Origin of the sequence: Flagellimonas okinawensis (assembly GCF_029194005.1) — a bacterium.
Taxonomy (GTDB): Bacteria; Bacteroidota; Bacteroidia; order Flavobacteriales; family Flavobacteriaceae; genus Flagellimonas; species Flagellimonas okinawensis.
Genome location: NZ_JARFVA010000003.1, coordinates 22,621 through 37,039 on the forward strand (window position 1 = coordinate 22,621; position 14,419 = coordinate 37,039).

At 42.4% G+C, this 14,419-nt stretch carries 12 protein-coding genes; all 12 read right to left on the reverse strand.

The features are described from left to right. Nucleotide 1 precedes the first annotated feature (1 nt). The 12 genes from PY091_RS09675 to ruvA all read right to left on the reverse strand — a co-directional run bounded on the left by PY091_RS09675 (nucleotide 2) and on the right by ruvA (nucleotide 14,412). A complete protein-coding gene (locus PY091_RS09675; protein WP_275649465.1) occupies nucleotides 2-538 on the reverse strand; it encodes a DUF420 domain-containing protein in 537 nt (178 codons plus the stop codon). Continuing rightward, nucleotides 535-1,278: an SCO family protein gene (locus PY091_RS09680; protein WP_275649466.1), complete on the reverse strand. Its 744-nt coding sequence runs from the start codon at nucleotides 1,276-1,278 to the stop codon at nucleotides 535-537. The genes PY091_RS09675 and PY091_RS09680 overlap by 4 nt, the downstream gene beginning before the upstream one ends. Beyond that, entirely contained in the window at nucleotides 1,259-1,891 is a 633-nt protein-coding gene (locus PY091_RS09685; RefSeq protein ID WP_275649467.1) for a hypothetical protein, read from the reverse strand. The genes PY091_RS09680 and PY091_RS09685 overlap by 20 nt, the downstream gene beginning before the upstream one ends. A 70-nt stretch (nucleotides 1,892-1,961) precedes the next feature. Then, nucleotides 1,962-2,345: a cytochrome C oxidase subunit IV family protein gene (locus PY091_RS09690; RefSeq protein WP_275649468.1), complete on the reverse strand. Its 384-nt coding sequence runs from the start codon at nucleotides 2,343-2,345 to the stop codon at nucleotides 1,962-1,964. Nucleotides 2,346-2,360: 15 nt separating this feature from the next. Then, nucleotides 2,361-3,335 carry a cytochrome c oxidase subunit 3 gene (locus tag PY091_RS09695; RefSeq protein ID WP_275649469.1) on the reverse strand — a complete coding sequence of 325 codons (975 nt, stop codon included), beginning with the start codon at nucleotides 3,333-3,335 and terminating at the stop codon, nucleotides 2,361-2,363. A gap of 92 nt (nucleotides 3,336-3,427) precedes the next feature. Continuing rightward, nucleotides 3,428-4,009: a cytochrome c oxidase subunit 3 gene (locus PY091_RS09700; protein ID WP_275649470.1), complete on the reverse strand. Its 582-nt coding sequence runs from the start codon at nucleotides 4,007-4,009 to the stop codon at nucleotides 3,428-3,430. Nucleotide 4,010: 1 nt separating this feature from the next. Continuing rightward, nucleotides 4,011-4,913, reverse strand: coding sequence for a heme o synthase (cyoE, locus tag PY091_RS09705; protein WP_275649471.1), 903 nt, complete (start codon nucleotides 4,911-4,913; stop codon nucleotides 4,011-4,013). A gap of 156 nt (nucleotides 4,914-5,069) precedes the next feature. Then, a complete protein-coding gene (locus PY091_RS09710; RefSeq protein ID WP_275649472.1) occupies nucleotides 5,070-5,774 on the reverse strand; it encodes an energy transducer TonB in 705 nt (234 codons plus the stop codon). A 63-nt stretch (nucleotides 5,775-5,837) separates the two neighbouring features. Beyond that, entirely contained in the window at nucleotides 5,838-6,245 is a 408-nt protein-coding gene (locus PY091_RS09715) for a VanZ family protein (protein ID WP_275649473.1), read from the reverse strand. Then, nucleotides 6,238-6,618 (reverse strand): glycine cleavage system protein GcvH, encoded by a 381-nt coding sequence (gcvH, locus tag PY091_RS09720; protein WP_275649474.1) that lies wholly within the window; start codon nucleotides 6,616-6,618, stop codon nucleotides 6,238-6,240. The genes PY091_RS09715 and gcvH overlap by 8 nt, the downstream gene beginning before the upstream one ends. A 103-nt stretch (nucleotides 6,619-6,721) precedes the next feature. Then, nucleotides 6,722-13,825 carry a T9SS outer membrane translocon Sov/SprA gene (gene sov / locus PY091_RS09725; RefSeq protein WP_417957001.1) on the reverse strand — a complete coding sequence of 2,368 codons (7,104 nt, stop codon included), beginning with the start codon at nucleotides 13,823-13,825 and terminating at the stop codon, nucleotides 6,722-6,724. Nucleotides 13,826-13,830: 5 nt separating this feature from the next. Continuing rightward, a complete protein-coding gene (ruvA, locus tag PY091_RS09730) occupies nucleotides 13,831-14,412 on the reverse strand; it encodes a Holliday junction branch migration protein RuvA (RefSeq protein ID WP_275649476.1) in 582 nt (193 codons plus the stop codon). Nucleotides 14,413-14,419 lie beyond the last annotated feature (7 nt).

The following is a 14,419-nucleotide window of genomic DNA, read 5'->3' on the forward strand; positions in this document are numbered from 1 at the left end:
TTTAATATGGATAATATGGTGAAATCATCACATAGACCAAAACACCCGTGATGGCCACGTAAAGCCATATGGGAAACGTATATTTAGCCCATTGTCTGTGGCTCTCAAAATCGTCCAAATAGACCTTTGAATAAGTAATCAACACCAATGGAATCACTGAAATGGACAACACAATATGTGTCATCAAAATAAAGTAATAGATGTATTTAATGGGACCCTCACCACCAAAAATGGTCGTTTCGGATGTCATGTGATAAGCGACATACATGACCAAAAACAACGCTGAAAGTATAATATTGGCCGTCATCAACCTTTGATGTATACGTTGCCTTCCATTTTTTATGGCTACAATGGCAGCTATCAATAAAATTGCAGTTAGACCATTGATTCCTGCATAAATCGGTGGTAAAAAAGATAATGGTTTAGCATTTGGAATCCTATACCCGAACAATAATGCCACAACCAAAGGAATGGCTATGGATATCACGGTGATCAACTTATTGAACCGTTTTTCCCTTAACGTTACTTCATCGGTCATTCTGCCAATAGTTTTTTTATGTCCTCTTTCAATATAGTAATCTGTTGGGTCTCCCCATCGCTATTCTCTCCTTGCTCCTCTGTAATGGTTCCCCTGTAATAAATCAGGGGGTTCCCAAACTCATCTTTCCGAGAGCGAATATACCCATTTTTATCCACCAACGCGAACATGCCCGAGTGCTCAAAACCACCTGGTGCAGCTTGGTCCTCATTGGCAAATATGTAAAAACCTTCCTGTGCCAAGGCGTATATTTTTTCTTGATCACCAGTCATCAAGTGCCAATCCTTATCCGTAATCCCATATTTATCGGCATAAGCTGAAAGCACCGAGGGGGTATCGTACCGTGGATTAATGGTGAAGGATGCCACTCCAAATGCCTCATCATCCTGAAAAGTATCCTGCAGCTCCACCAAATTCTTGGTCATTATGGGACATATCGTGGGGCATGTGGTAAAGAAGAACTCGACCACGTAGACCTTACCCAGATAATCTTTGTTAGTGACCATTACACTATCTTGGTTCAAAAACGAGAATTCCGGAACACTTCGTTTTTCACCTTGGTTGACCACAAAACCCACTTCCACATTTTTGGAGGTTCCGCTCATGCGATCATTCTCCACGATTGTGCCTCCCTTTACCCTTTTGGTAATTTCATAAACTGCAAAAATCCCAAAAATGAGAATTATTGCGGACACCCAGATATAGGTGTGTTTCTTTTTGTTATTTGCTCCTGTCGGCATTGTTCTTTTTTAACGCTAGTCGGTACTCTGCCAAGATTATCTTAACATCGTCAACCATTTTATTGTTCAGCTCCGCTACTGACGAAGTATCAAATCCGTACTTAATGCCCTCATCCTCATCATCGGTTCGCCCTCTTAGGCTTAAATCCTTGTCCACTATAAAAACATGAGGCATGGATAAATTGTCATCAAGCTCCAAATTAGTATCAAGCGAATTGTAGAATGCGGTTATTTCGGATTCCTCTCCAAAGGCAAAATGCCATTTGTCCACATTCGACAGTTTGCCCAGTTCGGTCTTTAGCTCGTCCACCTTGGCCTCGGAGCCCTCAGTTGCGACCATGACAATTTGAAAATCGTTGAATTCCCCAAATCTCTTGTAGATTTTCTGGTTCAGGTTAAAGGCATTCCCTTGCATAGCCTCTACATTGTTTCCCAAAAAACCTAAAATGGTAATCTTATTTTTAAGTTGAACGCGGGAATCAATGGTTGAAACATCGTCGACCTTTTCGGTAAGAATGGGAAGACGGCCAAAATTATTTACACCTGATGCAAAGAACAGGTAAACCACAACGGGAAGGATAAAAAGGACTGCTAATACGACTTTCTTCTTCATAGTATCAAAACCGTACAAAAATAAAAAAAGACGGTTGGAAAACCGTCTTTTAAATTTGTTAAATGCTTTCTTAGAAATTCCAAGTTATGAATCCATCGCTATATACATTATAAATGTAGTCAGCTTCGAAAAGCAGGATGAATATCAAATAACATATTAGAAATATGGGGGTCCATACGATTACTCTTCGCAACGGAGTCTTTTCGTCTCTTAAGTGCATAAAGTCCCATGCAATGTAATAGGCCTTTACCAAGGTTAGGATTATAAAAATCCAGTTTAGCAATTTCATCCCCAAAAAGTAGCTATGGGTCAAAAATTTTGGTTTAACGATACCCAAAGCAACCTCCACGGTCGTTACTATAGAGAGAAATATAAGTACTCCCCAAATTTTTTGGGTGTTCGACTTAAATTTTAAAAGTCCTCTGAAAATCTCAAGTTTATGCTCGTGTGCCATTTATAATCAATGTTTTTAAACCAAATAAAAGAATGTAAATACGAAAACCCATACCAAATCCACAAAGTGCCAGTACAGACCTACTTTCTCAACCATCTCATAATGCCCCCTACGCTGGTAGGTTCCCAAAATAACATTGAAGAAAATAATAATATTGATCACAACACCGGAGAATACGTGGAATCCGTGAAATCCTGTAATAAAGAAGAAGAAATCCGCAAATAACCTATGGCCATATTCATTGTGCACCAAATTTGCACCTTCCACCACCTGATTGGCTTCCAAGATTTTCGCCAAGGATTGTTTTCTATCCAAAAGGGTCTTCTCACCTTCCTCGTTCAACTGCTCGGTACGTATAAGAATATTTGGCGTGGCCTTGAATCCTTCCACTACCTCGTTCAACGAGTAGGATGTTTGGTAACCTTCTGATTGGAACCAGATACCTTCGCTGGCAACGTGCTTTACCCTTTCCTCTGGCAAGGTCTTGGCAAAATCCGCCAAGGCTGCACGCTCTCCGGTCTCAGCATCCACAAACTGGAGAATCCTACCTGAGTTGGTCTCAAGAGCTCCAAAATCACCTTTAATAAAGGTGGCCCATTCCCATGCCTGTGAGCCAACGAATATGGCACCACCGATAATGGTAAGGAACATATAAAGAATTACACTTTTCTGTTTCATCTTATGACCTGCATCCACGGCCAACACCATGGTCACAGAGGACATAATCAAGATAAAGGTCATAAAGGCCACATAGTACATTGGGTAGTTCCCGTGAAAAAATGGTACGTGCGTGAACACTTCATCGGCGATAGGCCATAATTCTATAAACTTAAATCTTGAAAAGCCATAGGCTACCAAAAACCCGGAAAAGGTCAAGGCATCAGACATGATAAAGAACCACATCATCATTTTTCCATAGCTAGCGCCCAGAGGTTTATTTCCACCTCCCCAAACGCTATCTTCTGTACCGGTACTTACCGTTGCATCCATATAAAAGGTCGTTTTATTAAAACTTTCACAAATTTACATTTTTTGATGTATTGGAAAAGACAAACTTGAATGAAAACTGCTCCAATCAGGTTTTATTTCACGAAATACATAAATAGTATAAGATATACCCAAATAAAATCCAGAAAATGCCAAAAAGTGGCACCCAATTCCATCCCTAACATATTATCAGGGGTATATTTACTTCCTATCTGTCGCACCAAGACCACCAAAAGTGATATCAATCCTGCCACTACATGGGCAATGTGCACTGCTGCGATCAAAAATACATAGGACATTTTTATATTACTAGTGGGACCGGTAAAATAATACCCATTTTCCAACATTTGAGAAAAACCTACAAACTGAAGTGATATAAAAGTGACCCCCAAAGCAAGTGTGACCAACAATAAAATAGTGCCCATCTTTTGGTTCCCCTTGGCCACAAAGTTTTTGGCCATATAATAGGCAATGCTGCTCAGTATGATCATTGCCGTACTGATGAAAAAAGCACTAGGCAGTTCTAGGTCGCTTACCCAGTCCTCACGCTTACTGCTCACGATATAGGCACTGGTCCAACCGGCAAACCCCATAATCAAACTAACAATACCGAACCAGAGCATCATCTTCTTTGCCCTTCTGTTCTTTTCTTCCGCTGTTCCTTGGGTCAAATCCATATTAACTTATAAACTTATCTACGACGTAAATTACTTGAATCAATGAAATATAGGTAACACTGGCCAACATCAACCTTCTTGCCGAAGGGTTGTCCCTTTTCTCATATAATCTAAATGCAAAAAACAACATGACCAATCCGGAAAGCAATACGATCACTGCCGCCGGAACGGACAAGTGCAAGCGCCCTGTGAAACCGAACACTGGGACAATGGAAATCACGATCATCCAAATAGTATAAAGAATAATCTGAATTGCGGTCCCTTTATCTTTTTTACCAGTGGGGAGCATTTTAAAGCCCGCCTGTTTGTAATCATCATCCAGCATCCAGCCGAGCGCCCAAAAATGTGGAAACTGCCAAAAAAACTGAATCATAAACAATGTCCCTGGCTCTATACCAAAGTTGTCGGTAGCAGCGACCCAACCCAACATAAAAGGTATCGCACCTGGAAACGCACCAACAAATACAGCCAGTGGCGACTTGGTTTTTAAGGGCGTGTAGACGCTGGTATATAAAAAGATGGAAATTGCTCCGAACATGGCGGTCTTGGGATTCAATGCCAACAAGGACAAAACTCCGATAACCGTTAAAGCAACTGCGATGATAAGTGCTGATTTTACGGACATTCTACCAGAAGGTATGGGCCTGTTCCTGGTGCGTTTCATCAAAGCATCAAGATCTTTCTCTATAATTTGGTTGTAAGCATTGGATGCACCAACCATGCAGTATCCCCCGAACATCAGTAACAAAAGTGACACGAAGTTGACCTGATCTGCACCTAAAAAATATCCGGCTATGGAGGAAAAAACCACACTTATGGCCAGTTTGGCCTTAGTAATCTCCTTAAAGTCCGAAAACAGTAAGGAAAGGGTATTATTTTTTACGGAACCTACGGCAGATTTCATCCACTTCTTTATTGGCTGGCAAAGATAACGCCAGCATACATCTTATGCAACCAAAGGTAACGTTTTATGATTCTTGCACTTGAATCCATAAAAAAAGCCCGAATGAATATCATCCGGGCTTTTCCCATTCCTGCCTCGACAGGAATTGTATAATTCTTACTGAAGCTTAAATGTAATTGGAATACTGAAAGGTACTTTTACAGGTCTACCTCTTTGTTTTCCAGGTGTCATTTTAGGCAACTTCTGAATAATTCTCATCGCCTCAGCTTCCAAGTTTTTGTCCGGTCCGCGCATTCTAATGTCTCCGATGCTACCATCCTTCTGGATAACGAAAATTACACTTACCCTACCTTGAACACCCATTTCCTGTGCAATTTCAGGATAACGGAAGTTTTTACGGATATGTTGCTGCATCATTTCTTGGAAACAAGCTTTTTTGTCACTGGCTCCTTCACAACCTGGGAATACAGGTACATCCTCGATTACTGCGAAAGGCACGGTAATATCCTCTTCTACCTCTTCCACTTCAACTTCCTCGATTTCGATTACCTCTTCCTCTTGGCTGGTTTCGGTAGACTCGATAACGGTCTCTTCCACCTCTTCTTCATCCTCTACAACCTCGATAACTTCGGGGGCAGCAGGTGGCGGTGGTGGCGGTGGAGTCTTAATCTGCTCGGTCATTGGCACTTCTTCGTCCAATTGATCTTCAACATTCATAGAAATGTCGTAGTTGTTGACCTTGTCGTATTTTTTCCACTCCATGGCTCCGTATACCAACGCCAAGACAGCCGCCAATCCTATAACGAAATATAGTGCGCTGTTTCTTCCTACGTCTGCTTTCGGGTTCTTTTTTGGTTCCATCCTTTTTCTCCTTTTCTTAATTTAGTGTTTGCTAATTTAATTATTAATTGGTTAAATAAACAATTAAAATTTCCATTTTAACGGGTTTTTCTTAGAAAAAACCCACCGAATCAGCCCAATTCCTGAAAATGCTCCCAATGTATTGGCCAATACATCGCCCATCTCCGCCATTCGGTCTGTTGTTAAGGTAAATTGTAATATTTCTATAAGTATACCATATATAATAGCCAAAACCAAGACAATCTTCAAGGTCTTTGCCAATCCAAGACTTCCCTTGGTTCTTTCCCGTAAACTTAGACATCCTGTAAAACCGAACACCATATAAAATATGAAATGGGTTATTTTATCGGCATATGGAATATTAAGGGTTCCTGTGTCCAAATCCATACTGGAAAAAGAAAATAGGCTGAGCACCGTAATAATGACCACCCAACCTAAAAACAATAAGGTATAAAGGTATTTTTTAAGCACCTATCAATGCCTTGTAATCATCGGCACTCATTAATCCATCCAATTCGGAAGGCTCGCTTATTTTGATTTTAACCATCCAACCTTCGCCATAAGGATCGGAATTCACCTTTTCGGGTTCATCCTCCAATGCCTCATTGAATTCAACGATCTCACCGCTCAAGGGCAAAAACAAATCAGAAACGGTCTTTACGGCCTCTACCGTCCCAAAAACCTCTTCCTTGTCCAGTGTTTCATCCAAGGTCTCCACCTCAACATAAACTATGTCCCCAAGCTCGCTTTGCGCAAAATCCGTAATTCCAACGGTAGCGATATCTCCATCGATTTTGACCCATTCATGGTCTTTTGTGTACTTAAGTTCTGATGGTATGTTCATTACTTTCAATTTGAATTAGTTGATGGACAAATGTAACAGATTGCGGAAAGCTTTTCAAAGAAACTTTACCACAAAATGATTCAATGGCAAAATCAGCCCGGTATTAGTTACCAAAGTTATATCTTAAGGTAAATCCAGTATTGATCGTGGTCTGTGGAAATGCCGTCGAAACTGCAAACTCAGAGAAGGAATGGTCATAAAAGAACAGGGCATTGAGACTTTTGCTCAAGGCATAGTCAGCCGTGAACTTTAAGGACATCAATCTTTGTCCGGAAGTGATCTGGTTGTTATCAATATCCAAATTACGTATAATGGTAATGTTATCTCTGAGTGATATATCCGCTTTTAGATTTAGGTCGCCTTTCAAACGTGTCTTCTCACCACCGATATTGGTCACAAATTTCACATCCTTGAAACGGTAGCCCAATCCAACAGTGTATTCGTTTCCGTTAATCTCAGTTAATAGATTATTATCGAATGAAAGGGACAATGTTCTACTGGTTCTGACTTCCGCCAAGAAACTGAAAGAGTTTTGCATCTCAAAATCGACACGCATCAGCGGGCTGAACTCATCGGTAAGCACCACATTATTGATCAGGGTTTTTGGCAACCAATCTGCTGTCTCGGCATCGATAGTGGTATTTTGGCGCTCCAAATTGGTCTGGAAAGAGTTGACACTGTAGGCAGCCCTATACCCATGGCTCAGCGAAAATCGTTTAAACTTCCTTTTAAACCACCTATTCTTCATCAAACCGGTATATTTTATGTTCCAGTTCGGGATTGGTATTTCACGGAACGCATCCATGTTCACCCGTTCAGCGTCCTGACCTGTATAAGCTGCAAAGAATGCCGGCAGCAATACGTCTTGTTGTGTTTTTCCATAACGTTGTGGAAAACCGTCCTCGTCCAATTCTCCCGGTGCTTCGCCCCTATCGGACACCAAACGGTTGGCTATGGTGATCCTGTTCTGTTTGAACTGCTCAAAGGTTTCGGAATCAAACTCATCGCTCTTACTGAAAACAGTCCCGATCATCATCGTGGAAATACTAAAGTTCCCCATCTCGTTCACCAGCCCGTCCAACCCGTTCATCCATTCTTCCGGACTATAGCTTTCCTGAGAAGAACTCATATAATTTCTATCGGCGCTCAAATCGATTGTCAGGTCCTGTGTAGGTTGGGCCGTGGCCGTAATGTTCAATTGTTTGTTGGTGTTCTGCATGAACTGGTTGCTATATTCGGGATAATCCGTGAGCCACCCATTTCGTGCCGCTTCAAATCGCACATCTGCCTGGCTACCGAACACAAAGCCCAAGGTTGGTCGCGTTGTCCCAATAAATCCTATGGATTGTGTATAACCTGGCAATACGGTTCCACGGTTCTCGCTATAGTTTACATTGACACGCTTAACCATTGTGAGTACATCCACCAAAGTATTGAAACCCTTACCGGTCTTTCGAGGACCATCGGGCTCAGCTCCATTGGCCGGGTTCCCTGCCTTGTCCCTTCTAACTGCTGCTTGGTTTGCAGTCACCTTGCCATCGCGCTTCTTAAGGCCCAAAAAGTCATATAAACGCTGCATACTCATGTTCGCTGTAATATTATGAGTACTTGCATTTTGAACCGTATTAATATGCTCCCCGGCAACCTCTAAAAGTGCATCACCGCCTCGTTGCCAATCAAAATTACTGGTATAGGTATACTGCGCATTGATAAAATTGAGGAACGGTATCTTACTGAAGGGCAATTCATAATTCAATTGCATTTGTTGAGCGTGCCTATTGGGCTCACCAATATCAAAAAAGCCATCCCAAAGGTCAAGGGCCTGATTGATACCAGAATCACGATCATCATCCACATTAAAATAATTACGGACAATATTGTTATTGGAGGCTGTAAGGTTCAAGCGTAGTGACTTTGTTAAACTGTAGTTCAATGCATATTGCCAATTGAACAAATAATTTCTTTGTTGTAGCAATGGAAGTTCCAAGGCATCTACTCCCGGTTCCAGAACATCCCTGTACCGTTGTTGGTTGAATGAACGATTGTAATTTGCATTTACCGACAGACTTGTGGGCAACGCATTAAAGTTAAGATCCTTTAACCATTGCCAATATTTCCCCGTGAGCATGGAGTCTTTTTTAGCAAAAGGTGCGACAGGGGCAGGTCTGAAGTTATGGTTGTACACAAAACCTGTAGATACGTTTTGATCACGGAGTTCGGCCACTTCGAAATCCCTGTGGTCGGTTTCGTTATAGGAATAATTGAAGGTAAAGTTTTCAACATCAAAGAAATTCTCCTCGGCTTCCTCACCTCTATTTTTTCTGACCCCTATCAAGTTGATACTGGTACGCTTTGTATAATCTTCCGCTTGCTCTTTAATGGTCTCGGCTTCCTCAGCCGTAGCAGCGGCAGCAATCCTATCGTCCAATCTAAGGTCATCATAAACCGGATCGAACTCTGGCGTGATCAGTGTTTCCGAAATCCCATAGTTGAATGGCAATTGCAAATTCCATTTCTTGGGAAACAATTGCCCCACATTTACATTGGTGACCACATCATAGGATATAGCATCTTCCAATGCTCTTTCGGTTGGTGTCTGATCTATGGAACCAAATCCGGAGGTACTCCTACTTCCAGTTGCGGTAACATTTGCAAAATCGGCCATATTAGCATCCAGTGCTGCGGTCGCTGCCCAGCCTCCATTGTTCTCAAGACCTGCCAAACGAAGTTCATTGAACCAAACTTCGCCTCGGGCGGGAATATCATCAATGTTTTTGATACCCACCATCATTCCTCGGATACTCCCCAAAGAGGGATTACCTCGAATACCTATTCGAAGGGTCCCCAGAGTGCGTGGTGCAAATTCATCCACAGGTACAGCTTCACCATTGACTATCTCATAATAGTTGATTTCATTAAGCGTCTGATCCGAGATCCCTTTGGATTTCACCTTGTTCAAATCACTCAGTGCCACATCTATCTCATTGACATCTGGCCAAATCTCATCAGGTGAGGTGGCTCCATAAGAGGTAAACTGAAGCGGCAATTCTATTTGATAGAAGTTTTCAGAGAAATCGGTGCCTATCCTTAAGAACCCAACCAGTGGCGTATCATTATCCGAATAATCGGTATTGAACAGTTTCTCAGCGTGCATAAACATTTTTAGACGTTTATACTGACGCACATCTATGTTCACATTTTTGAACACCCCCCGAGCATCTTGTGATTCCAAGTTTTCCACAACAAACGACAATGATTGCTCATTTTGCCTGATAATGGTATTGTTGTTGTTCAATTGCTCGCGGATTACGCCTGGAGGCAGCACATACGGAATGGGCTGTCTACCGTAATTCTCCTCAATGTTCACGGTATTCACATCGGTTACGGTAGCATCATCGGAAGGATCGTTATCGACATCGGGCTGTAAACTATTGGTATATGTTCTCCAATCACCACGGACCAAGTCCAAAGTCGCAAAACGCAGGACTACATCATCCGAAAACCCGGTTAGGTACATCCGCATAAAACTAATGGACCTAAAATCGGATATCCCACCAACGGCATCGGTAAAATCGCTCAATGGAATTTTGTACTGAATCCATCTTCTGTTCAACTGGGTACCGTTTGGCAATGTGGGTGTTTGCCCTTCACGAATATCGGTCACATATTGATCATCTATGGTTGTGTTCGGTTTGATCTGTATACGATATTCGTAATAACTGTTCACCGTATTCATCGTAAGATCACGGTCTATATCTTCGACATCGGGCAAGGTAGTGGACCCCCTATTGGTATTGGTCACCTCAACAGGTGAATTCCCTTGGGTATTGTTAAAGTCAAAATAGCGCTCCAATATACCACCCTCCCTATTCAGGTAGTACTGATAGTTGTCCAAAGCAGGATCTTCCGCAGGTCCATTGTAAATGGCCGCTTCCGCTGCATCATCATAACCATCGAGTCCAAGGTCCTGGGCAGACCTATTGGCCTCATCCGCATCAAAAGCATATACCAGTGATTGCGTGGAAGGAACTTGCCCCCAAATGGTCTCCCTTGGCACCTCGTTATTGGTGCTTGCAGGCAATCCGTTCTCGTATTGTTTTCTCCCATCCTTTAAGATATCCTCGGAAATGTTTCCCAGGTTAAGGACCAGTTCCCCGGCATTTACATCGTTGGTTTCCCCATCTATATAGGGATCCAGTACCCAGAATTGTACAAACTCTACATTGGACTGTTCAAAATTTGTACTGCTCAATGGCCTCATGATCCCACCCCATTTAGTATCTGGAGTCTCCGACTCGAAATTTGGATTGGCATTGTAAGGACCTTTTTCGTTCGGATAATAAACAATATCCAATGTACTTTGCACCTGGGTCTGCCCTTGGGCAATATCGGTTTCGGTAAACACCTCATCGATAAATACCCTTCGGGTGGAGTTTAATGATATATCGTTGTCCGACATACCCGATGGGCGTTGGTTTGTATAAAATATGGGGTCGATGGTATACCATGCCATCTTGGCTCGCTCATAACCCACATCAATTCCTGTTCTGTCATTTACAAATTCAACAGGTGGGCTGGCTAAAGTCCATCCCAGTGAAGACCGTATATCAATCAACGCCTGTGCGCCTTCAAAATCATCCAGATAGGTAGTGGTCTCACCCCTAAAATCTGCATTTTTTGGCGAATTGGGACGTAAAAATGCCACCTCGCCACGAACGGATAGATTGGAGGGCACATCCGTATCTATATTGGGCAACTTGTTTGCCAATCGGGTAAGGAAGGGAATCTCGGTACTGAAGTTTCCATTAAGTCCGAAAATTGTATTGTTCACCGGCTCAATACCATAATTTGATTTTTGGGTGAGCGGTCTCTCGTTCAGGTTCAGTAAAGTTCCCCCAAGGACAAATTTATCGTTGAACTTATGTTCGACGTTCACCCCTGCAAACCTTCTGGTCTGCTGACCGAATACGGCATTGTTTTCCACGGAGATATTGATGGGCGTATTGGAAGCTTCCAAACTTGGGTCCAACAACTGTACGGTCCCTGCCTGGTAGTTTACTGTATAGTCTATCCCCTCCTGCAATTGACGACCACCAGCTGTAACTGTCACGGAACCCTCGGGCACATTAAAGGCACCGATCGGGATTCCATTGCCGGATTGTGAGGTGTACCTCCCTTTTATCTGAAAACGGTTTTTCTCTGCATCTTGCAAAGAGGCCGCCTTGGTTTTCGCATACATATTGCGAAATACATATTTTCTCTGGTTGGGATTATAGCCTTGATCGCCATCAACATCATACACACCGCCACCCAATCGTTCAAAAAGAAATTCACCAAATGGCTCAACCTTTGTGAAAATGATTCGGCCGGATTGTGAATCCACTGTGATTCCTTCCACATAATCAAAAAAACCATCCCCTCCGGGCTGCAGGTCGTTATACGTGTTCAAACGATCCAAATTGAAAACGCTCAATAATATTTGATCTTGCAATCCCACGGGCCATCCTGCATTGGGATCTACCGGAGTAATATAGTTTCTCGGTGTTGGATCGGAATAAAGAATATTGAGTTTAAAATCCTCTTGGCTCAATTGATAGGCTCCCGTGGAATAGATGTTCTTCATCATCAAATCCCAGATGGGATCCTGCACATTGGTGATGTTGCTCTTGAGCAATTTCAAAACCAATGAATTGTTCTCAATCAAATTCGAGTTGGGTGGTATCGTGGTGGCATCTACGCCACCATTGGCAAATTCACCCACCTGATACACTTGACCATTAAAGGTATATTGGAAAGCGACTCCCAAAACCTCATCGTTGCTCAAACTCTGGCTCAAGGAAATATATCCTAATTGTGAATCAAACTCATAATCACGTCCAGGTTCCAATTTTCTGGCATTTTCCAGAATAGCATAGTCGAAACCTTGATTAACATTGTAACCGGGTATATTGAAACCTGATTCCACCGTAGCGATATCGCGAATGGATTGGGTCAGTGCTCCACTGCCAATTTGATTGGGATCGTAAGAATTAGCGCCATTCTGTGGAAGTCCCGTTGCCACAGCAGATGCATTGAAGAACCCTGCAGGGTCCCCATTGTTACTACCGATTCGTGTATTGTCCGAAATGGCCTCTCCCAAATCCTGGATGGCCACTACATTTCTAACATTTTGTGTTTGCTGGTTCCGGTTGGTCACCCAAACTTCCAATCGGGTAATCTGCACTTGCGACCGCACCAAAGGATAAAATTCCAAGGCTCTATCATAAGTATCCCTAAAATAATGGGCCAAGAAAAAGTGCCTGTCCTCATCGTAATCCAAAGCTGTCAGAGAAAATTCGTTGACCGTACCACCACCTTGGGCGACCACTGTGTTATTTTGTGATCGTTGTTCAGAAAAAACTGCTGTCACGGTAGTTCTCCCAAACTGAAGCTGCGTTTTGACACCGAACAAACTTTGGGCGCCAGTGATCAGGGAACTGTTGAGCGGCATGCTCACATTACCTACTTCAATTTTTTGAATAATATCGTCCTCGGTCGGTGTATAATCCAACTTGACAAGGTTCTGAAAATCAAATGTGGCCTCGGTATCATAATTTGCGGTCACTTGCAGTCGCTCGCCTACTTTTCCCAACAAACTCAAGCTAATACGTTGATCAAAATCAAAGGAGAGATTGGTTCTGTTTCTTGGGGACAGGGCCGGATTGTCATTTTTCTGCCACAGCACGCCTAAATCCATGGCTACGGACCCTTGTGGAATCACCTCAATGGTATTTCCTCCAAAAATGGTCTCAAAAAAGTTGCTGTTCACATAGAAGTTGGGCAAAAGATTACGTCTTGCCTCTTCACTTCCTTCCTTTTTACCGGCATAGGCATCTGCCTTTTGCTTAAAATAGGATTTCATCTGTTCCTTCTCCACCAGATCATAATATTGTTGTGGTGTAAGGATCACAGGGTAATTGACATTGAAATCACCTATGCTTTCTGTATAAACGTAAGTATTGGTCTTGGGGTCGTAGGTATACTTTGCAACAATGCTATCAGGATTTTCCATGATAAGGCGACCAAGTTCAACCCCTGTTTTTACAGAATCTTGAACCTGTTCATTGGTTTCCTGTGCCATTAGGTTGGATATGGACAGTAAACAAACAACAAAGAAGATGTACTTAAAACGTATTGGTTTAAGTATTGGTTTTGCCCCTTTTTTCAAACTAGTTACAAATTTTTCAGCGCCTGTTTAATAATGTTCTCTACGCTTAACGAAGTATCTTGGGAAAGTACCTTGTCCACTACCTTTTCAGATTGCTTTCTGGTAAAACCAAGAACCTCTAATGCAGATAACGCTTCTTCTTTATTTGTATTGTTTGATTGTTGTGAAACTTCACCTATGTCGTACACTTTTAAAATCTTGTCCTTTAGGTCCAAGATTACGCGTTGGGCGGTTTTCGCTCCAATCCCTTTTACAGACTGGATTGTGGGCACATCACCATTGGCTATGGCATCCCTAACATCGGCCGGTGAAAGAGAGGATAGCATGGTCCGTGCCGTACTTGCTCCAACACCGGAAACGGATATCAACAAACGGAACACTTCTCGTTCGGCACGTTCTGCAAATCCGAACAGGGTATGGGAATCTTCCTTTACCAATAGATCCGTATAAATGAAAATGTTTTCTTCATCCTTCAACAAGGAGAAGGTATGTAGGGAAATGTTCAAAAAATAGCCTATTCCATTGCACTCAACAATGGCATAAGTTGGATTTTTCTCTACTAACTTTCCTCTTAAATGGGTGATCATTTCCTGT

What these genes read in the sequence shown, in the direction of transcription:
- PY091_RS09675 (WP_275649465.1), bottom strand. Translation starts at nt 538, where the DNA reads ATGACCGATGAAGTAACGTTAAGGGAAAAACGGTTCAATAAGTTGATC.
- PY091_RS09680 (WP_275649466.1), bottom strand. Translation starts at nt 1,278, where the DNA reads ATGCCGACAGGAGCAAATAACAAAAAGAAACACACCTATATCTGGGTG.
- PY091_RS09685 (WP_275649467.1), bottom strand. Translation starts at nt 1,891, where the DNA reads ATGAAGAAGAAAGTCGTATTAGCAGTCCTTTTTATCCTTCCCGTTGTG.
- PY091_RS09690 (WP_275649468.1), bottom strand. Translation starts at nt 2,345, where the DNA reads ATGGCACACGAGCATAAACTTGAGATTTTCAGAGGACTTTTAAAATTT.
- PY091_RS09695 (WP_275649469.1), bottom strand. Translation starts at nt 3,335, where the DNA reads ATGGATGCAACGGTAAGTACCGGTACAGAAGATAGCGTTTGGGGAGGT.
- PY091_RS09700 (WP_275649470.1), bottom strand. Translation starts at nt 4,009, where the DNA reads ATGGATTTGACCCAAGGAACAGCGGAAGAAAAGAACAGAAGGGCAAAG.
- cyoE (WP_275649471.1), bottom strand. Translation starts at nt 4,913, where the DNA reads ATGAAATCTGCCGTAGGTTCCGTAAAAAATAATACCCTTTCCTTACTG.
- PY091_RS09710 (WP_275649472.1), bottom strand. Translation starts at nt 5,774, where the DNA reads ATGGAACCAAAAAAGAACCCGAAAGCAGACGTAGGAAGAAACAGCGCA.
- gcvH (WP_275649474.1), bottom strand. Translation starts at nt 6,618, where the DNA reads ATGAACATACCATCAGAACTTAAGTACACAAAAGACCATGAATGGGTC.
- ruvA (WP_275649476.1), bottom strand. Translation starts at nt 14,412, where the DNA reads ATGATCACCCATTTAAGAGGAAAGTTAGTAGAGAAAAATCCAACTTAT.